The sequence below is a fragment of the Methanolobus sp. WCC1 genome, assembly GCF_045690315.1.
GTDB classification, from domain to species: domain Archaea; phylum Halobacteriota; class Methanosarcinia; order Methanosarcinales; family Methanosarcinaceae; genus Methanolobus; species Methanolobus tindarius.
In genome coordinates this window covers 2,693,058-2,711,575 of sequence record NZ_CP146979.1, presented here as the reverse complement: position 1 = coordinate 2,711,575, position 18,518 = coordinate 2,693,058, and the positions used below count along the sequence as shown (strand labels likewise).

The 18,518-nt window shown below is 41.4% G+C and carries 19 protein-coding genes; 2 read left to right on the top strand and 17 right to left on the bottom strand.

Features of this window, described 5'->3' with window-relative positions:
• Nucleotides 1-48: 48 nt before the first annotated feature.
• The 10 genes from nifK to V7O61_RS12770 form a co-directional block, all read right to left on the bottom strand.
• Nucleotides 49-1,419 carry a nitrogenase molybdenum-iron protein subunit beta gene (gene nifK, locus V7O61_RS12815; protein ID WP_407281561.1) on the bottom strand — a complete coding sequence of 457 codons (1,371 nt, stop codon included), beginning with the start codon at nt 1,417-1,419 and terminating at the stop codon, nt 49-51.
• Between the two features lie 14 nt (nt 1,420-1,433).
• Nucleotides 1,434-3,017 carry a nitrogenase molybdenum-iron protein alpha chain gene (gene nifD / locus V7O61_RS12810; protein ID WP_407281562.1) on the bottom strand — a complete coding sequence of 528 codons (1,584 nt, stop codon included), beginning with the start codon at nt 3,015-3,017 and terminating at the stop codon, nt 1,434-1,436.
• Nucleotides 3,014-3,391: a P-II family nitrogen regulator gene (locus V7O61_RS12805; protein ID WP_023845586.1), complete on the bottom strand. Its 378-nt coding sequence runs from the start codon at nt 3,389-3,391 to the stop codon at nt 3,014-3,016. Before V7O61_RS12805 ends, nifD begins: the two co-directional genes overlap by 4 nt.
• Nucleotides 3,392-3,409: 18 nt before the next feature.
• On the bottom strand, nt 3,410-3,727 hold the full coding sequence (locus tag V7O61_RS12800; protein WP_023845587.1) for a P-II family nitrogen regulator: 318 nt from the start codon (nt 3,725-3,727) through the stop codon (nt 3,410-3,412).
• A gap of 24 nt (nt 3,728-3,751) precedes the next feature.
• Nucleotides 3,752-4,573 carry a nitrogenase iron protein gene (gene nifH / locus V7O61_RS12795; RefSeq protein WP_023845588.1) on the bottom strand — a complete coding sequence of 274 codons (822 nt, stop codon included), beginning with the start codon at nt 4,571-4,573 and terminating at the stop codon, nt 3,752-3,754.
• A gap of 621 nt (nt 4,574-5,194) precedes the next feature.
• Complete coding sequence (locus V7O61_RS12790) at nt 5,195-6,688, bottom strand: response regulator (protein WP_407281563.1); 1,494 nt, start codon at nt 6,686-6,688, stop codon at nt 5,195-5,197.
• A 254-nt stretch (nt 6,689-6,942) separates the two neighbouring features.
• On the bottom strand, nt 6,943-7,281 hold the full coding sequence (locus tag V7O61_RS12785; RefSeq protein ID WP_023845599.1) for a P-II family nitrogen regulator: 339 nt from the start codon (nt 7,279-7,281) through the stop codon (nt 6,943-6,945).
• 6 nt (nt 7,282-7,287) lie between these two features.
• A complete protein-coding gene (locus V7O61_RS12780) occupies nt 7,288-8,703 on the bottom strand; it encodes an ammonium transporter (RefSeq protein WP_023845600.1) in 1,416 nt (471 codons plus the stop codon).
• 432 nt (nt 8,704-9,135) lie between these two features.
• Nucleotides 9,136-10,110 carry a DUF128 domain-containing protein gene (locus V7O61_RS12775; protein WP_023845601.1) on the bottom strand — a complete coding sequence of 325 codons (975 nt, stop codon included), beginning with the start codon at nt 10,108-10,110 and terminating at the stop codon, nt 9,136-9,138.
• A 95-nt stretch (nt 10,111-10,205) separates the two neighbouring features.
• Nucleotides 10,206-11,885, bottom strand: coding sequence for an AarF/ABC1/UbiB kinase family protein (locus tag V7O61_RS12770; RefSeq protein WP_023845602.1), 1,680 nt, complete (start codon nt 11,883-11,885; stop codon nt 10,206-10,208).
• 218 nt (nt 11,886-12,103) lie between these two features.
• Between V7O61_RS12770 and V7O61_RS12765 the strand changes: the two genes are divergently transcribed.
• Nucleotides 12,104-12,373 (top strand): DUF3303 domain-containing protein, encoded by a 270-nt coding sequence (locus V7O61_RS12765; protein WP_023845603.1) that lies wholly within the window; start codon nt 12,104-12,106, stop codon nt 12,371-12,373.
• 30 nt (nt 12,374-12,403) lie between these two features.
• Here V7O61_RS12765 and V7O61_RS12760 read toward each other — a convergent pair whose 3' ends face one another.
• From V7O61_RS12760 to V7O61_RS12740, 5 genes are all read right to left on the bottom strand, one after another.
• The gene (locus V7O61_RS12760) at nt 12,404-13,015 is read right to left on the bottom strand and encodes a hypothetical protein (RefSeq protein ID WP_288070396.1); all 612 of its coding nucleotides are present in this window, start codon (nt 13,013-13,015) and stop codon (nt 12,404-12,406) included.
• Between the two features lie 14 nt (nt 13,016-13,029).
• The gene (locus tag V7O61_RS12755; RefSeq protein WP_023845605.1) at nt 13,030-13,374 is read right to left on the bottom strand and encodes a phasin family protein; all 345 of its coding nucleotides are present in this window, start codon (nt 13,372-13,374) and stop codon (nt 13,030-13,032) included.
• A 116-nt stretch (nt 13,375-13,490) separates the two neighbouring features.
• A complete protein-coding gene (locus V7O61_RS12750; protein ID WP_407281564.1) occupies nt 13,491-15,212 on the bottom strand; it encodes an ATP-binding cassette domain-containing protein in 1,722 nt (573 codons plus the stop codon).
• Between the two features lie 89 nt (nt 15,213-15,301).
• Nucleotides 15,302-16,045 carry a geranylgeranylglyceryl/heptaprenylglyceryl phosphate synthase gene (locus tag V7O61_RS12745; RefSeq protein WP_023845607.1) on the bottom strand — a complete coding sequence of 248 codons (744 nt, stop codon included), beginning with the start codon at nt 16,043-16,045 and terminating at the stop codon, nt 15,302-15,304.
• An 8-nt stretch (nt 16,046-16,053) separates the two neighbouring features.
• Nucleotides 16,054-16,203 carry a 50S ribosomal protein L40e gene (locus V7O61_RS12740; protein WP_023845608.1) on the bottom strand — a complete coding sequence of 50 codons (150 nt, stop codon included), beginning with the start codon at nt 16,201-16,203 and terminating at the stop codon, nt 16,054-16,056.
• 209 nt (nt 16,204-16,412) lie between these two features.
• On the opposite strand from V7O61_RS12740, the gene V7O61_RS12735 reads away from it, so the two are divergent.
• Entirely contained in the window at nt 16,413-17,078 is a 666-nt protein-coding gene (locus V7O61_RS12735) for a hypothetical protein (protein ID WP_407281565.1), read from the top strand.
• 82 nt (nt 17,079-17,160) lie between these two features.
• Here V7O61_RS12735 and V7O61_RS12730 read toward each other — a convergent pair whose 3' ends face one another.
• Nucleotides 17,161-17,427, bottom strand: coding sequence for a DUF3795 domain-containing protein (locus V7O61_RS12730; protein WP_048135347.1), 267 nt, complete (start codon nt 17,425-17,427; stop codon nt 17,161-17,163).
• Nucleotides 17,428-17,462: 35 nt separating this feature from the next.
• The gene (locus V7O61_RS12725; RefSeq protein ID WP_407281566.1) at nt 17,463-18,359 is read right to left on the bottom strand and encodes an IS5 family transposase; all 897 of its coding nucleotides are present in this window, start codon (nt 18,357-18,359) and stop codon (nt 17,463-17,465) included.
• Nucleotides 18,360-18,518 lie beyond the last annotated feature (159 nt).

Sequence of the window (18,518 nt, the reverse complement as noted above, 5' to 3'; positions counted from 1 at the left end):
AGAGGCCGTTTTGCGACCTCTGGCTTTTCTTCAAATATGAAGAGGTCGTTACTGTACGACCTCTAGCTCTTCTTCAGGAACTGTCTTGTCCTTGATGTCAAGGAAAGTGTTTCCTATCCACTCAATCAAGCGAGCTGCTCCTGCGTATCCCATGACCGGGAAGTGGTGCAGGTTTGCCCTGTCCATGATTGGGAATCCTACCCTGATCAGTGGGATATCCTCGGCAAGAGCAATGTGCTTACCATAGGTGTTACCGATCAGCATGTCTACAGGCTCGTTCTTTATGATCTGGTGGAGTGTGAAAAGGTCAGCTTCGTCAAGAATCTGTGCGTCAGGGTACAGTGGATGTACCATTTCAGAGACTCTTTCAACGTAAGCCTTGCTGATTGATCCTGAAAGTACTACTACAGGCTCCATTCCCATTTCAAGCACAAGGCTTGTGACACCTTCTATAATGTCCGGGTCACCGAATATGGCTACCTTCTTACCATAGAAGTGTGGGTGAGCATCTGTCATCATGTCAACAACCCTTGCCCTTTCCTGTTCAAGTTCTGGTGGGATTGCCACATTTGCAAGCTCAGCTGCCTTCATAACGAACCTGTCTGTAAAGCGTACGCCTATTGGTACAGGACCGATCTGGACTGGCATCTTGAACTTGTTCTTGAATACATTTGCTGCAGCGCCTCCTGCCATTCCACAGAGTGCAATTGTACCCATGGAGTTTGCACTGTCTTCTACGTCACCGATTGGTGTTCCGCCATTTGCGAACAGTCCTCTTTCCATTCCAAGTCCATTGTCCAGGACATCTGTCTGGTCAGGGAAGACGATTGTAGGGATATTCATGACGGAGAGTATTCTCTTGATTTCACGAATGTCTCCAGGGTCTACGAAACCAGGGATTACGTTAAGCTTTCCGTTTGGCTTTGTCTTCTGTGCAAAGGTTGTGACAAATGACTTCACCATGTTGTCGTAACCTGTTACGTGGGAACCCACATAACTTGGGGTAGATGCTGCACAGAGCTTGATTGATGGGTCGATGAGTTCTTCTTCTTTTACATCTTCAATCATTGAACCGACATCGTCACCAATTGTCTCGGAGAGGCATGTTGTGTGTATTGCAACTACTTCCGGTGTGTATACAGCTTCGATGTTTTCAAGTGACTTCTTGAGGTTTGATGCACCACCGAATACAGCAGTACCTTCATAGAAACTGCTGGTTGTACCGATGGTTGGTTCCCTGAAGTGTCTTGTAAGGCACATTCTCAGGTATGAAAGACATCCCTGTGAACCATGGCTGTGAGGCATACAGTTGCGTATACCCAATGCAGCGTAAGTTGCACCAATTGGCTGGCAAATCTTTGCAGGATTAACAACCAGTGCATTTCTTTCCACTTCTTCCTTTGGTGTATAATCTAACATTTTTCAGTCCTCCTTTATTCTCCCTTCCATGGAGTCTTCTGGAGCTTCCAGCTTGGGTTGTTCACTGCCATGTCTACATCTCTTGCAAAGTTCAGCACACCAGTAAATCCGGTGTAACGACCACTGTAGTCATATGAGTGTATCTGTCTGGATGGGACACCCATCTTCTGTGCCCAGTACTTGTCCTTGATACCTGAACAGAACAGGTCTGGCTTGAGTTCCTTGATGAGGAATTCTGTCTCGTGGTGGTTAAGATCATCCACCATAATAGCACCATCCTTCATTTCAGGAAGCATTCCTTCATATTGCATAAGACCAAGCTTTTCCTTGAGTTCTTCCATACGTTCCGGACTGATGGCAGGTACGAAGTCTGGATCTCTTTCATAGTGGAGGTCTTCAAGAATTCCACTGGATGCCTTTTCCTTCAGCCCGTCAAGAATCTGTCTGCCTTCGTAGTCATCACGGTGAGCAAACTGGTATCCTGCAACAAGTACCTTCATACCGAGATCTTCAAAGAGATTCTGGTAGTGGTGTGATCTGGATCCGCCAGCATAGATGAATGCTGTCTTGCCCTGGAGTTTGTTCTTATACTTCTCAAGTTCTGGCTGTATCTTTGCCATTTCTTCTTCAATTACTTCCTCGGTCTTCTTTGTGAGTTCTTCATTGTCGAAGTATTCAGCCATCTTCCTGAGTGTCTTCTTTGTTCCTTCGACACCAACGTAATTGACCTTGAGCCATGGAACTCCATACTTCTCTTCCATCATACGGTTAGTGTAGTTAACTGACCTGTGACAGAGGAGAATACTGAGCTTTGCCAGGTGTGCCTTTGATATATTATGGTATGAACCGTCTCCAGTGAAGCTTGATACGATACGGTATCCGATCTTCTCAAAGAGCGTCTTGATTTCCCATAGGTCACCACCAATGTTGTATTCACCAAAGATATTGATGTCAAATGGTGTTGGGTTCTCAAGTTCTTCAGTACCGATGAGCTGTTCCATAATTACGTTACTTGCAACGTGGTGTCCTGCTGACTGACTTACACCTCTGTATCCTTCACAGCGAAGAGCCAGTACTTTTAATCCTGGATAATCCTTTTCTGCGTTACGTGCAACGTCTTCAATATCGTCACCGATAAGTCCTACCGGACATGTTGCATTGATGGAGATAGCTCCAGGCTTGAAGATTCTCATTGCATCATCAATTGCATCCCTGAGCTTCTTTTCACCACCGAATACGATATCTGTTTCTTTCATATCTGTTGAGAAACAGTATTGCAGGTAGTTGTCGCCGCCATCTTCTGCCTTTGCCATGTTTCTCCTGGTTCCCCAGGTGTAGTATCCACAGCCAATTGGTCCGTGTGTGATGTGAACCATATCCTTGATAGGTCCCATTACCACACCCTTTCCACCGGCATATGCACAACCACGGTTTGTCATTATACCTGGTACGGTCTTGGCGTTGGCTTCGATGTGCTGCTCTGTTTCGCAGGAGTCCTTTACTGTAAAGTGCTTCCTTCTGTCCTTTTCAGTCTTCTTAGGATAGGCCTTCATCATCTCGTCGATGACGCTCTGTGACTTCTCTACTTCAGAACTCATTCTACATTCCTCCCTACAGTATCTTCTCCAGATTCTCCTGTCCTTACTCTGATAACTTCAGGTATGTCTGTGACGAAGATCTTTCCATCTCCTGCATGGCCTGTCTGGTTGATGTCGATTATCTTCTGTATTACCTTCTCAGCTGCATTGTCACTCACAACGATCGTAAACATACGCTTTGGGACAAAAGGTATGTGAGTCATTTCTGGCTCTGGCTGTTCTGGAAGTGGAGGATTGAATTCAAAGCACAATCCCTTTTGCTTACCACGGCCCATCACCTTTTCTACGGTGAAAGAGGGGTAACCGCATCCATCAAGGGCATCAAGTGTCTTGTGCACCTTGTTCATGCGGATGATTGCCGTTATTTCCTTCATTTAAAAATCCCTCCGGATTTAAAGTCCGCTTGCGCCTGTACGGATTGTGTATGCGTTTTCTACTGGGTTCACGAAGACCTTACCGTCTCCGTACTTTCCTGTGTGAGCTGATGACTTGATTATCTCAAGGACCTTGTCCTTGTCAGCATCTTCAACTACTAACATAAGCATTGTTTTTGGAAGTTCATTGAACTGTAAATCTGCTGTGTGGATACCTCTCTGCTTTCCTCTTCCGAATACATCGGTCTTAGTAAGGGATACAAAGTCTTCCTTTTCAAGTGCGTCTACAACATCAACTACCTTTTCCGGTCTGATTATTGCACGAATCATCTGCATAGTTTTTCACCTCAGATATTGTAATTATACTTCAATTATTCCGAATTCTACCATCATTGCTTCGAGGTCTTCCATATCGAGTGGTGTTGGAACTACAAACAACTCGTTGTTGTCAATGTTCTGAGCAAGTGTCATGTATTCCTTTGCCTGCTGGCTCTCCGGGTCAAATTCGATGACAACCTTTCTGTTGATCTCAGCACGCTGTACAATGTTGTCTCTTGGTACGAAGTGAATGAGTTGACTTCCAAGCCTTTCTGCAAATGCTTCGAGAAGTTCACGTTCTCCATCTACATTCCTACTGTTACAGATAATTCCACCAAGACGTGCGCCTCCCTTTGCATACTTCTGGATACCCTTGCAGATGTTGTTTGCTGCATAGATTGCCATAAGTTCACCACTGGCTACAATGTAGATTTCCTGTGCCTTTCCTTCTCTGATTGGCATTGCGAAACCTCCACATACTACGTCACCGAGTACGTCATAGAAAACGTAGTCGAGTTCATCTTCGTATGCACCAAGGTTTTCAAGGAGTCCGATTGAGGTGATAATACCTCTACCTGCACAACCGACACCTGGTTCTGGTCCTCCTGATTCTACACACTTGATTCCGCCAAATCCTGGCTGGATAAGCTTGTCGAGTTCGATGGATTCGTCGCCTTCTGATCTGAGGGTGTCGAGTACTGTCTTCTGGTTAAGACCTCCGAGAAGCATTCTTGTAGAGTCTGCCTTTGGGTCACATCCTACTAACAGTATCTTTTTGCCCATGGTGGCGAGTGCTCCGGTCAAATTCTGAGTTGTTGTTGACTTTCCGATTCCGCCCTTTCCGTATATTGCTACTTGTCGCATGGTCTTTTCCTTCTGTACTTATTTGATGTGTTTTTTTGTTGTGTTTGTTGTACGACTGTGTTAATTATTGGAGCTGCGTTGTTTTGTATCGTACAACGGAATCCTATGTACTATGTTCCAATATATAAGACTATCGCCAATTTACTTTTATTTATTTTTCATACTTTAGTTAAAAACAGTATCTATAGCGCATATTTATGCACTACCTATTTTTTATTAGTAAGTGCAGGTTCTTTGTCCATTTCAGGGAATATTCGTATTTTTTGTCCCATTTTGGCAAACACTTATATATTGTAATATCTGACCTTTTCAATAAAGGCTATAAACTGAAGAGTTAAGGCAATATTCGTTATGTATTATATATTTAAACTTTTAAAAAAGTCAGGTGCGCTCTGATTTTTCCGGAGCTGTGTTCAGAGCGGACCTGTCACCTAAGAGGTAGTTAGGCACCATTTCCCTGCGAACGTTTTTCTCATGGCTGGTCTACCACGATTGCAGGGTGTATGTGTTTCGTTTTTGTTTGCTTTAGGAAGCAGGTTTTATGCTTGTTAGGATACTAACGGAACCCTATGTACTAGGTCTTTATATTTAAACCTATTTCTAATTGTGGTTTACTTTTGCTTATTCTTGGAATTGTCCCACTTTATATGCTTTTTTTAAGGTAAACCAGAAGATGCTACCATGTCCTTCCGGATTGTCAAAAACTCCAACCTTTTCTCCATGAAGATTCATGATTCGTTTTACAATAGCAAGTCCTATCCCACTGCCTTTGATATTTTCTTTGTGCAGCCTGTTAAAACGTGTGAATACAGCCTCTTTGTCAGCGTCAGGGATGCCATCACCCTGGTCAGCGACAGAGACCTTCCATTTGTCCGCAAAGTCTTCTATTTTCACAGTAATAGTGGTGTTATCGGGGCTGTATTTGATTGCATTTGATATTAGGTTTGTAAATACACCTTCAATCATGGGATTGGCAAATGCAAAGCATGTTTCGCTTTTTTCAAATACTAATTTCATTTTGTGGCTATTCAGACTCTGTTCGAAGGAACATAATGTAGTTTCTGCCATGGAAGCAATATCGGTTCTGACAAATGCCATCTCATCAATTGATTCAAGTTTAGCGAGTTTGGCTGCATTCTCTATAAGATCTGTAAGTTTGAGATTTGATTTTTTAATGTTCTCGATGAGAAGTTTCTGTTTTTCACTTGTTGCTGTCTCCTCAAGAAGCTCTGTAAATGATTTAATAAGTCCTGCAGGGTTTAGCAGGTCATGGCGAAGAACATCGGTAAAAAGGTCTTTTATTTCATTGGATTTCTGGAGTTTTTTTGCATATTCTATGAGTTTAATCTCATCCTTTCTCTTTTCGGTAATATCTTCTCCTGAAATCAGTATGTTTGTGATATTTCCTTTAGCATCTTTCAGGACTGAATAGTGCCATTTGAAAAGTTTCTCTTTACGTGTAATAGTCATTATAGGATATTCTGAGCATTCAGGTTCATCCATAATGCCATCTAAAAGCCTATCATATTTTTTCTTTACAAGGCTTGCATAACTCTCAGAAACGATAAGATCTATCCAGTCCCTGCTGATAATATTGTTCCTGTTGTATCCAAGGATATCTGCGCCTTTCTGATTGATATGAATGAGTTTGTAGTCTCTGTCCAGGACAGCAATTAATACGCCAACATAATCCAGGTATTCGTATGCTTTATTGCGGTCTTGCAGGAGTAAATCGTGTTGTTCTTTGATACGCAGAAGTGCTGTGATTTTCTTGTCAAGTTCAAACCTGTCAGCAGGTTTCTTCAGGAAATCATCTGCACCGACTTCTATACCTTTTTGGTGGTCATTTCTTGAAGTAAGGGCTGTAAGCATTATAACAGGTATAAAATCAAGTTTATAATCGTGTTTGATGGTTCTGCATACATCAAAACCATCCATTCCCGGCATGACAACATCAAGTAAGATCAGATCCGGCTCTTCCTTTTTCACTATTTTTAGTGCTTCTTCGCCAGTAGAAGCTGCAATTATATCATAATTATCTGTCAGGTATGATGTAAGAACAGCAATGTTGATCTTCTCATCGTCTACTATGAGTATTTTATCCTTCCCCGTCAAAAATATCACGAACAATACATATTACATATTTATATATTATTCTTTTGATTTTATTTTTGAGAAAAACTATCAAAAAAGCTATTTAAAATTAATTCTTTTTAGGGAAGAGCCCCGAAACTATGGAAGTGCTATATTGTGACAACTGGACTGCAGAATCCTTTTACAATAGGTATATGTTGAATTCCCGGGGCTCACGGTGATTGTTTTAGATTAGTCGTAAAGTTAATGTTAAAAATAAAAAAGGCAGAGAGCACTTAGAGTGCTTCTCCGTCTGTTTCTCCTGTACGGATCCTGATGATCTTGCTTACAGGGGTGATAAAGATTTTACCGTCTCCAATTGATCCGGTTGCTGCAGTCTTCATTACAATGTCTACTACCTTATCGACATCATCTTCACCGACTACCATTTCCATCTTTATTTTTGGCAGCAGATCGACACAGTACTTGCGTCCTCTCCATTGCTGCATTACACCCTTCTGCTTTCCGCGACCTTTTACATCGGTCACTGTGACACTTTCAAATCCAGCTTCATCAAGGGCATCCTTGACTTCATGGATCTTTGTTGGCCTTATGATTGCTTCTATCTTCATCATATAACATCACTCCTTCAGGATCATAAATTCTGGGTATGCACTGATTCCGTGCTCAACTTCATCCAGTCCGGCAATCTCGTGTTCTTCTGATACACGGAGTCCTACTACTACATCGAGTATCTTGAAGATTATGAATGAGATTACAAATGCCCAGAGTATACTGAGTACTACACCTGCAAGCTGAATCATGAACTGTGCGTATCCGCCGTGGAGGAGTCCTGCGCCTTCAGCTGTGTATGCTGCAGTTGCGAGCATTGAACCGTCACCAGTTCCAAGTGCGAAGATACCTACTGCAAGAAGTCCCCAGCTACCACAGTATCCGTGAACTGCGATTGCACCTACAGGGTCATCGACCTTAAGGACATTCTCATTGAACATTACGCCTGCATATACTATTATACCTGCGATAAGTCCGATTACAATTGATGCTCCGTTTGTAACTGAACCACAAGGTGCTGTGATTGCTACAAGACCTGCGAGCATACCGTTAGCAGTAAGTGATGGGTCTGGCTTTCCTGTCTTCATCCAGGTGATGAGCATTACCATGATTGCGCCTGCACCTGCTGCAAGGAATGTGTTAACAATTACAAGGTTTGCAAATGGATCATTTCCGTCGAGTGTACTACCACCGTTGAATCCTACCCATCCGAATGCCAGTATAAGTGTACCAAGGAATGCGAGTGGAAGACTGTGACCTGGAATTGCCTGTGCCTTTCCGTTCTTGAACTTTCCAATCCTTGGTCCTACAAGTAATACACCTGCAAGTGCTGAGTATCCACCAATTGAGTGTACTACACCTGATCCTGCAAAGTCGTGGTGTGCTGCACCGAGTGCATCAACAAGGAATCCGCTTGTAAGAATTCCTGAACCGCTCCATACCCAGTGTCCGTATACAGGGTAAATGAGAGCTACCATAGCGATTGTGTAAATAAGATAAGCCTTGAAATCAGTCCTCTCAGCCATTGCACCTGATACGATTGTTGCACCGGTTGCTGCGAAGACCATCTGGAACCACCATCCGTTCCATGTTGCGTTGTCCATTGCGCCCATTAACATGAACTGGTCAGTACCGAGAATTCCTGCTGCATCGGCACCGTACATTATTCCCCAGCCAACAAGCCAGTAAACAATGATACCAAGTGAGATTGTCATGAAGTTCTTCATGAGAATGTTAGCAGTGTTCTTTGTTCTGGTAAGACCGATTTCTACCAGAGAGAAACCTGCATGCATCAGGAACACGATTGCACCACAGATCAGGAGCCACATAAATGTGAGTGCTGTCTGAAGATCTGCAATAGCTGCTGCGTTCTCTTCCATTGTTTCAGCGGATGCTGGACCTATAAATACCATAAATATGACGCTCATTAGCAGTAAAACCTGCCAGATCATCTTTGAATTGAGTTTCTGTGATATTCCATACATGAGTAACACCTTTGTTTCGTCTTCTTAGGAAGACGGATGCTATGTGTAGACTTCATACTATTTAAACTATTTGGTTTGTGCAGACAACACTATAGTTTTTAGTACAAATTTTCATAAATAATTCTATAAGTAATGCGCGTTTGTCGCCTAAATTAGCTATGAAAATAGCAAATCCCACACATTATATATTTTTATCACTAAGTAATATAAAAAGAGTTCCCCATTTTTCGTGCAACTTATCCTCATTTACTATTTATATGGGGCAAGACTTTAATATCGTTAAATTTATAAAATTTTTTAAGGAACAGGTATTTTCCAATAATCCAAAATTGAAAAACCAATTATATTTAAAAATCTGATGCAAGTCTGGTAATTTATGCAGTTATAAAATTAACTGCAACAAATAAAAGATAAAGAACAAACCCCCGTTCTTCAAAGTTTCTTCATCTTGCTGTATTCCATAACTGCAGAAACAGGGTGAGTCTCTACATTTATGCCTGCTTCCTCTACAGCGGCAACAGAATTAATTCCAACCATTACAGGGATTCCAATCTTTCCTCTTTCAATAGGTGCGTAGAGGACATCTTCTCCCGGATCTCCTATTGTCAGGTGACCGGAAATGTCGTGTTTGCTTGCAACACTAAGAAGTTCTTCGGCTCTTGTGGCGGCTGATGCAGGGATCTGGCGAACATTAGCAAGCATCTTCCCGTTGCCGGTATCAATAGCTTCAAGAATGGATGTTGCTTTTCTTCTCAGGAAAATCTTGATGGGGTCAATTGATGTCCCACTATATGATATAAGATCCAGGAAACCTGCAGGAGAGTAATCTTCCATTTGCATAAGACCGCCAAAAACCGGTACTACAGGAATTCCATTGTTAAGGAGCAAGCCGTCAAATGTAATACTGCACACGGTTGCAATGGCCACTTTTCCGTCGGGGACGTAAATATCAAGGTCAGTGTCCTCTTCAATAATCCCAACTCTCGGGCTGATAGTGGCACCATGATCCATGGCATACTTTATAATGTCAGTGGCATTGTCAAAGTCATCTTTGTCTATATTTGTAACGTTGACTATTACATTTCCCTTGCCTGTTTCGAGGTCATAATCTGCCTTATAGATCAGCTCTTCTATCCTTGTGATGACAAAACCGAACCTGTCACTGATAAGGGCATCATTGAGTTCCTTCTTTCCACGTTCAGTTATGGTGCGCCCGATGTATCCGTGCTTCTTGGTAAAGCCCCTTTCATCCAGTATCCGCAAATGATACCTGACGGCCCTTTCTCCAATTGCATAACCACGGTTATGGAGCTCATCAGCAATAAGGCGTGCACCTAAAGGCTTGTCGCTTTCATTAATGATGCGCATGATTTCAACAAGCTTTCTTTCAACGTTTGGATCTGTCATTTTTTCACCCGAAGATGTTATTGAAGGACTCTTCAACGGCGTATAGTTATATTTTTGTCTATTTAAGATGTGCGATAAATATTTCTTCTTGCCTCTTATATTCTTCCGGTCCTCAGGATATAAACAACAAGCCACATTCCCAAAAATCCAGCCATGAGAAACCCGATAACTCCAAGCAGGGGGACTCCCCATATGTGTGGCTCCATGCCGGTTTGTATGATAAATGATGAACCAACAATTATGGCTGAAATGATTAGACTGAACGAAAGCCGGTTACTTGCAGCATCTATTTCAGATACGACCCTGTCAAATCCCTGCGGGTCAAAACGCAGTTTAAGGTAGCCTCTTTCAGCAATATCAAGTATATGCCCTATCTGTATGGGTGCTTTGTGAAGTACTCTTGCCCAGTTGCTTGCGTCCCTGAAAGTACTTCCTGCAATGTTAGTAAGTCTTAGTCTGTCTTTTATTGCTTTCTTTGCAAAAGGCTCTGCGATTATTGTCAGGTTGATATCCCTGTCCATAAGGCTTCCAAAACTTTCAGCGGTCATCGCTCCCTTGGAAAGCAGTGCAACATTGGAAGGCACTCTCACCTGGTATTTTCTCAGGAGATTTATCATTTCTTCAAGTATCAATGCAGTATCCAGTTGTCCAAGTGGCCTGCCATAGTACTTGTATATCAATTGATCAATATCTATTTTGAGTGCTGAAAGGTCGGTGTTTTCATCAATTGAACCCAGTTCCCTGAGAAGCTCTATGTAAAGTACTGTATCTCCTCTTGTAAGGGCTATCAGGTCATCGATTAGGAGGTTGCGCATATCCTGGGACAGGAACCCTGCCATGCCAAAGTCAAGAAGTGCAATCCTGCTATCCTTCATTATGAATATATTTCCGGGATGAAGGTCTGCATGGAAAAAACCATCATCGTATATCTGTTTCATGAAAGCTTTCAGGACATCGATTCCAATTTCCCGTCTGTCAACTTCCATGCGGTCAAGTTCTTTAAAATTGCTGCTTTTTACCCCATCAATGAATTCAAGTGTGAGTACTTTTGCACTGGTGCAGTCCCAGTAGACCTTTGGAATGTATATTCTCGGATCATCCCTGAAGTTACGTGCAAAATGATCCGCATTTCTGCCTTCCTGGGTATAATCCATTTCAGCCTTTATGGTGCGTTCAAACTCCTCTACAATTCCAACTGGCTGATAGAGTTTCGCTTCCGGAAGATGTTCTTCTGCAAAAGACGCGATACTGTACATGATGTCCAGGTCTGAATTAATTATTTTCCTGATGCCTGGTCTTTGGACTTTTACAACAACATCTTCGCCACTTATTAGTTTTGCACGATGTACTTGTCCTATTGATGCCGCTGCAATGGGTACCGGTTCAAAATACTGGTAAATATCTTTAATTTCAGAACCAAGTTCTGCTCTGATGAGTTTTTCCACTTCATTCATTTCAAATGGCTGTACATCGTCCTGGAGTTTTGAAAACTCATTTGCATACTCAGGAGGAATAAGATCCTGACGCATGCTGAGTATCTGTCCAAGCTTGATATACGTGGGGCCAAGTTCTTCGAGCATCATCCTTGCTTTCATCGGTCCGGTATCAGTGTCCTTGAGAACTTTTTCCTGTCTTCTGATACGCGATCTAAGTGGCCTGAGATTGCGAAGTCCCATTCGGTCAACGATGTAACCAAATTCATATTTTATGAGTGCATCAACTATCTTGCCGTATCTTCTGATCATTGAGTATCTGTGGATCTTTCTCTGTTTCATGAGTCCCTTAACTTCGATTTTTATATTTAGATGTATTATTCAATTGTACTGGCTTTATTATTAAATTATCGCATAATGCAATTTATTACAATATTCTTCCAGGTCATCAGCCACTCCTCTTTTCTTAAATTAAAGGGACAGTTATATAATTGCTGAAATCCGATTATGTTTGCCAGCAATAAACTGGTTAATTAGCCACATAAATGGAGTGAGAAAAGATGTTATTTTTCGATATAAGTACATGGGATCCACAGGATAATGAAAAGGTAATTGAACATTTCAAGAATCTCAGACCACCTGCAGGAATTACTATAATCAACCAGTGGGTAGACCTCAACGGAGGGCGTTATTTCATACTTTACGAGGCTGAAAACAACGAAGCATATGCAGAATTCAATATTCCATGGTCTGATGTCTGCCTGATTGACAGTGTTCCTGTAATGGAATCTACGGATTTCATCAAGCTGATGATCTCAAAGGGATTATAATCCCCTTTTCTTAATTTTTTCCTATCTTCATTATTCTTTATTTCCATCTGACAGGCTAATCACTTTTTCACGATTGCCTACCTTTACTGTGAAATCACCTTCCGGTAAAGTGCAGGTGTCATATTTCTGATGAAAATTACCTGCTTCATCAGCTTTAATTGTCTGGGTTGCCAGGAAATCCAGTCTCACATCTCTTTCCCCTTCTATGGCAGTTCCATTGATGACGATTTCATAATTCCCATGAGGTACATTTTTTTCGTAGAACTGTGCAACTCCGTTATCTGCATCGAAACTGCGTTTGAAGTCAACAAACATTCTCACAATAAAATTAAGATCGTGTACTTTCTGAGCCACGACCTGAAAACTATTGCTTCCTCCAGGAATTCCAACTTTCTCAAACAGGTGTTCGTATCTGTTATCGCTAACCGGTACGGTTATTGAAAATACAACTGCCATTGTGATTGTTTCCCCTGGCTCTGTCTTTCCTGTAATATCAAGAACATCGCCTGTACAGGGGCTGAGTGGAAAAAAGCTCCACTCCTCCACTATTGCTTCAGGATTTCCTTCCCTGTGTTCAGTGGTTAAAGAATAAAGTGCCTTTGAGAAATTTAAAAAGAGGTTGTTGTCTTTGCTGAAGGGCACTCCTCCTTTTTGGTTTAAAGATCTTTTTCCTTGTCAGAGTCTACAAGTTTGTCTATCTTTGCCTCAAGACTTGAAATTATATCCTTAAGTTCCTTTACCTCATCCTTGGTTGCAACATCTGCCTTGTTTAGGGTTTCCTGAACCTTTGATGAGATCTTCTTCTCAATATCTTCCTTCTGCTTTTTCTGTTCATCCATTACTTCACGGACAAACTTTTTACCTTCTTCCTTTTTGATCTCCCCATTTTCGATAAGATCATCAGTAATGTCCTGAACTTTCTCTTCCGTCAGTGCCCATAAGCCAATTCCAAAAAGACCGACTTTCTTCATGACTTCTGTGATGTCTGTAACGTCTTTCATTTTAAACCTCCAATGATTAATTAGCAGGTGTTAGAATAAAAATCTTGTTCTGAAAAAAGACTACGTCTGGAAAACTGCCAACAAGAAAAAAAGAACTGGCCCGTAGGCCATTGTAATTAATTATCTACAAGTTCGTGCAGGTCATGCTCGAGATATTTTGCATGGCTCATTTCTATGAGCTTCTGGCAAACATCATCAGGATTTCCACCCATTGTAATTTCTGCATCATCCAGAAGAATAGCCCTGTGTGCAGCTTCTCTCACAAAATCGGTGTGATGGCTTACAAACACAATTGTAGTGCCGAATTTCCTGTTAATGTTTTTCAGGGAATTGGTCACATCCCTGAGTGTTACAGGGTCAAGGTCACCGAATGGTTCGTCAAGCATGAGTATTTCAGGACTTGTAACAAGTGCCAGTGCGATATACGCTCTGACGTGTTCTCCACCACTAATCTGGTATGGTGTTTTGTCCAGAATTGACATTGGAAGGTCAAGGGTTTCAAAAATCTCTGCAGCCTGTGTGTCAACTGTGCCTTTGGTGATTGTAGGGAAGAGTTTTGCGTAAACATCTATGGATAAACCAATCTCACGAAGCGTCTTATCCTTTTCTTCCTCGGTAACTTCTGTAATTCTGTATAGAGTATCGAGCTTCTCATCAGATATCCCTAATTCAGCAGCTTTCTGTCTTGCATAGTCCAGAGAACCTTCACCTTTCAGACGAAGTTTAAATGCAAGCTGATCTCTTATTGTGGAATGGGGTGACAGTGTGAATTCCTGGTGCATAGTGCTCATCTTTCTGCGAAGATCCAGGCGCTGTATGGTAAAATCGATAATATTGAGCCACTTTCCTTCGTGCAGGTAAGTGATCTCTCCTTCTTTAGGGACCCTGAGGCCTTCTATCATTTTAAGCAATGTTGTCTTTCCGGAACCTGATGGTCCGATAAGTGCAGTAATCTCTCCCTTGTTAATATCGAGGGAAAGGTCTTCAAATTTCAGGACTTCTCCTACACGCAGGAGTGCAAAACGGTTTGAAAGTCCTCTTACTTTTATAACAGGTTCTTTGCTTGTAATTTCTGCCAGAGGAGTCTGCTCTTTAATATCTTTGAGGAAATGTTTCAGCACATCTTTCGCTTCTCCTGTTTCAACGACCTTTCCCTCTTCAAGGTAAACAACCCTGTCTGCAAGGTAAAGGTGGATTTCCGGAAGATGTGAAACAACAATAATAGGAATATTAAGTTCTTTTCTGATGTCTTTTATTACATCAAGCATCTCCTGTTTAGTACCGGGGTCAGTCATTGTTACCGGTTCGTCAAGGAGTAGAAGTTTTGGTTTTGCTGCAAGCTGGCGGGCAAGTATGAGTCTCTGTTTCTCGCCACCACTTAACAGGTTGGATGAATGTTTTGCTTTATGTTCAAGCCTGACAAGGCTCATGTAGTACATTGCTTCTTCATAGATCCCTTCATAATGAAGTGATTCTGGTTCCGGTAATCCTTCATGGCCTTCTGCCAGAAAGTTCAGCCGACGTACAATGTTTTCAATAGCAGGTCCGTTCCAGAGCCCGAAATTGCGCTGAAGGTGTATAGCACTGTTACGTGTCAGGAATTTGACTTTTTCCCTTTCGGGATTTGGTTCTATTCTTTCACCATTAAGCTCAAAGTACCCGGAATCAAAGTCCTCAATACCACGAAGTATCTTCAAAATAGTAGTTTTCCCACTGCCGCTCTTTCCGGTAATTCCAATTATCTCACCGTCTGCAACATTAAAACTGACATTGTCAAGAACTCTTTTTTTTTCACCATTTAACTGGTATTCTTTTACGATATTCTGCACTTCAAGCATTGCCAAACCTCCATGGGTTATTTCGGTCTGAAGGTAAATAATAGATAAATATAGACAATTAATATCTGTAGAAAAGGAAAATCCTTCAATTACTTCTTTATGGCTGAAACCAGCTCTTCTATCTTAGCAGTGACGTTTGAACTCTCTTCCAGAATAGTTCCTGTAACAATCATGTCCGCTCCGGCAAGGGCGCACATTTTTGCAGTCTCACCGTCACGTATTCCCCCGCCAACTATTAACTTGTTGTTTCCAAGGACGTGTTTGACAGCACCTATCATTTCCGGAGTTACTGGTGAGTCCGCACCAGATCCTGCTTCAAGATAGGTATAGTGCATACCAAGATATTTTCCTGCCAGTGCATATGCCACCGCAAGTTCCGGTTTGCGTTTTGGTATGAGCTTAGCGTCACCTACCCATCCAACAGTTCCTCCTGGTTCTACTATAATGTATGCCATGGAGATGGGTTCAATTCCACTCTTGTAAACAACCGGGGCACCCATTGCCTGATTGGTGGTGATGTAATTTATATCTCGGGAATTGAGTAAGCTCATGAAAAATATAGCATCAGCATGCTTGCTGACACCAGATGCATTTCCCGGGAATAATATTGTAGGCTTATCTGTTTTCTCTTTTATTTTAAGGAGCGTCTGATCAAGCAACACTCCTCCGGCTCCAGTGGAACCACCGACCATTATAGCATCTGTTCCTCCGAGTGCAGCTGCATGAGCTATCTCTGCAGCCTGATCCGGAGTCTGTGATGCCGGGTCGATAAGTGTCAAGTGAACTGTACCTTCGCTTTCAGCGATCTTATCAAGGTACTCTTCCACTTGCATGAGAACGATCAGCCACCCTTTGATTCCTTGGATTTCATGCGCAGGCTTTTGCCGCCGCATTTTCTGCATCTTGTTGCACGTACTGCATTGCGGGCATTGCAGTCCATACAGATCTTCTTAATCAGTATTCTGTTTTCAGCTTCTGGAAATCTTGCCATTATTTTTCACCTGAATGATTGTAATATGTAATTAGGATAATAGGCTGCTTACATGATGCTCAAAACATATAATTGTTTTGGCAATTCCAACCTCATTTCATGTCCTATTGAATAATCCTGAGACTACTTTCTATGGTATAAACATTGCTGCTAGTTTTTCTCTTTTTCAGGACAAACTATTTATCAAGTATCATAATTAATAATGAACGATGGCTATGTCAAATGAGGATAAGGAACAAAGAAGACAGGAATGGTATGAAAGGGTCAAAAAAGAGGGCAAGCTCAAGAGAGATCCAAAAGAGGAGCATGATGCAAAACTGAAGACCCTGCAAAACCCTGTCCGAAGAAACATCATCAGCAGCCTGAATAAAAAGAAAATGACATTTGACGAACTAAAAGCTGAGTTCAATCTTGATAATATGCCACTGAAACTTCACCTTGGAATGCTTGAGGATATTCTGTTCGTTGAAAAAGAGGATGATACAACTTACATTATCACTCCACGCGGCGAAGACTATCTTGAAGCTGCAGACACCAATACTGAGACAAAAGATGATCTGAAGAAAAGATGGCAGGAATGGCACGAGAAAGCAGAGAAAGAAGGCAAGCTCAAGTCAAATCCCACAGAGGATCACAAGGCAGGTTTGAAAGCCATGCAGAATCCTACTCGCAGGCACATTGTTGAAAGTCTGGGTGAAGGAAAAATGACCTATGATGAGGTCAAGGAACAATTCAACCTGAATGATATGCAGGCTAAACTAAATCTTGATATGCTTGTGGATACTCTATATATTGAAAAAGAGGATGATACAACTTACGTTCTCACACCCCGTGGAGAGGCATTCCTTGCGAATGTGGATCATCATCATCTATAATTCTGTTTTTCCGGGCGGGCTTGCATTTGTTACCCGTCCGTGATAGTTTGATTACACGTAAGATACAGATTTCTTCAATCTATCAGATTTCTTCTTCATTGGCCCATATTCTACATTGTTCAATTTTGATCAATGGATCAAAACCTTGTTCTTTTCCCATATTGGAGAGCATTTCACAGGGAAATATTTCACATTCACCACAATGACCGAGTTCTTTTGCTTCACAACATGTTTTTACACCACATTCTCCTCCCCAGAATGTTTTCTCCATGGTTAAGCATCCTGTACATGAAACCTGTTCTTTGCGCTCACATGAATCACAAAGTACTCCGCATCTTGATTCAAACATAATATCACTAATTTTTCCAATAAAAATAGAATTAACTACGGCTCTGTAGAAATCCTTATTTTGACAATAAGTATAACCATGACATATCTGTCAAGGTTATGCACTAATAGTTTGAATTTTACTTCTTTCAGTTGATTCCAATACTTTTTTGCCCTTATTTCCTCACCATATTTCCTTTTCAGGACAGAGAACATTGTTTCAACCAGATTTCTGTTATGATACAAATCTTTATCAAATTCCCATACCATTTTTCTGCGGTACCCTCCTTTTATTCTCTTCCTCTTTCTTTGTCTCAAAGGAATCATGGCTATGGATTCAAGTTGTTCTCTTGTTAGTGAATGTATATTTTCAGAATCGTATCCTTTATCCATCACATAGTACTTTGATCTACGAGTTTTATGGCATTGCCGCAGCAATGCCATTGCATGCTTTGCATCATGAACTGGTTTACCTGATATCCTGAATCCAGTAATTATGAACTTTCCAGTATCAACAGAGATACTTGTTTTCAGGAAAGATCTTCGCTTCTTTCCCGTCCTCCAGGAATAATAATAGCTACAATGTCCACTAGTAAATCCGCTTGAATCAATAGCAGTGATCTCTATTTGTTCTCCATGGGAATAGAACAGCTTTAGTGTTTGGTGCAATAGTCCACTGAAGTAGATAGATTTTAGTCTTGTAATGAATTTGTGGAGAGTAGTAAAATGTGGAATCTGTTTTAGTCCAATTCTCTCTTTAACTTTATCCATTAATTCTACAATTTCTACGATATCCCGATAATCTTCATCAAGATACTCTTTCAACAAAACCAATGTCAAGAGCTGATGCTGAGTGTATTTTCTTTTAGAATATTTACAGCTATATATCTGGAGGTGTGAGTTTCCTGATACAGCTAACGCTGTATCAACAAACTTTAAGTACTTATTAGACAAAACACAATCATCCCCTATGTGTTTTCTGTGGTAAGTAATACTCAGGGGATTTATTATTTTTAAATTAGTATGCTAAAATAAAATCCGAAGTAGGTTTTCTACAGAGCCTTAACTACAAAAAAGGTATAAAAAAGAGATTTAAATGAGGCGATGCGCCTC

Excerpts from the sequence above, each read along its gene's own strand:
- V7O61_RS12730 (WP_048135347.1), bottom strand. The coding sequence starts at position 17,427 with ATGTTTGAATCAAGATGCGGAGTACTTTGTGATTCATGTGAGCGCAAA.
- V7O61_RS12785 (WP_023845599.1), bottom strand. The coding sequence starts at position 7,281 with ATGATGAAGATAGAAGCAATCATAAGGCCAACAAAGATCCATGAAGTC.
- V7O61_RS12740 (WP_023845608.1), bottom strand. The coding sequence starts at position 16,203 with ATGGCAAGATTTCCAGAAGCTGAAAACAGAATACTGATTAAGAAGATC.
- V7O61_RS12735 (WP_407281565.1), top strand. The coding sequence starts at position 16,413 with ATGGCTATGTCAAATGAGGATAAGGAACAAAGAAGACAGGAATGGTAT.
- nifH (WP_023845588.1), bottom strand. The coding sequence starts at position 4,573 with ATGCGACAAGTAGCAATATACGGAAAGGGCGGAATCGGAAAGTCAACA.
- V7O61_RS12805 (WP_023845586.1), bottom strand. The coding sequence starts at position 3,391 with ATGAAGGAAATAACGGCAATCATCCGCATGAACAAGGTGCACAAGACA.
- nifK (WP_407281561.1), bottom strand. The coding sequence starts at position 1,419 with ATGTTAGATTATACACCAAAGGAAGAAGTGGAAAGAAATGCACTGGTT.
- V7O61_RS12775 (WP_023845601.1), bottom strand. The coding sequence starts at position 10,110 with ATGACAGATCCAAACGTTGAAAGAAAGCTTGTTGAAATCATGCGCATC.
- V7O61_RS12770 (WP_023845602.1), bottom strand. The coding sequence starts at position 11,885 with ATGAAACAGAGAAAGATCCACAGATACTCAATGATCAGAAGATACGGC.
- V7O61_RS12745 (WP_023845607.1), bottom strand. The coding sequence starts at position 16,045 with ATGCAAGTGGAAGAGTACCTTGATAAGATCGCTGAAAGCGAAGGTACA.
- V7O61_RS12780 (WP_023845600.1), bottom strand. The coding sequence starts at position 8,703 with ATGTATGGAATATCACAGAAACTCAATTCAAAGATGATCTGGCAGGTT.
- V7O61_RS12765 (WP_023845603.1), top strand. The coding sequence starts at position 12,104 with ATGTTATTTTTCGATATAAGTACATGGGATCCACAGGATAATGAAAAG.
- nifD (WP_407281562.1), bottom strand. The coding sequence starts at position 3,017 with ATGAGTTCTGAAGTAGAGAAGTCACAGAGCGTCATCGACGAGATGATG.
- V7O61_RS12755 (WP_023845605.1), bottom strand. The coding sequence starts at position 13,374 with ATGAAAGACGTTACAGACATCACAGAAGTCATGAAGAAAGTCGGTCTT.
- V7O61_RS12750 (WP_407281564.1), bottom strand. The coding sequence starts at position 15,212 with ATGCTTGAAGTGCAGAATATCGTAAAAGAATACCAGTTAAATGGTGAA.
- V7O61_RS12800 (WP_023845587.1), bottom strand. The coding sequence starts at position 3,727 with ATGCAGATGATTCGTGCAATAATCAGACCGGAAAAGGTAGTTGATGTT.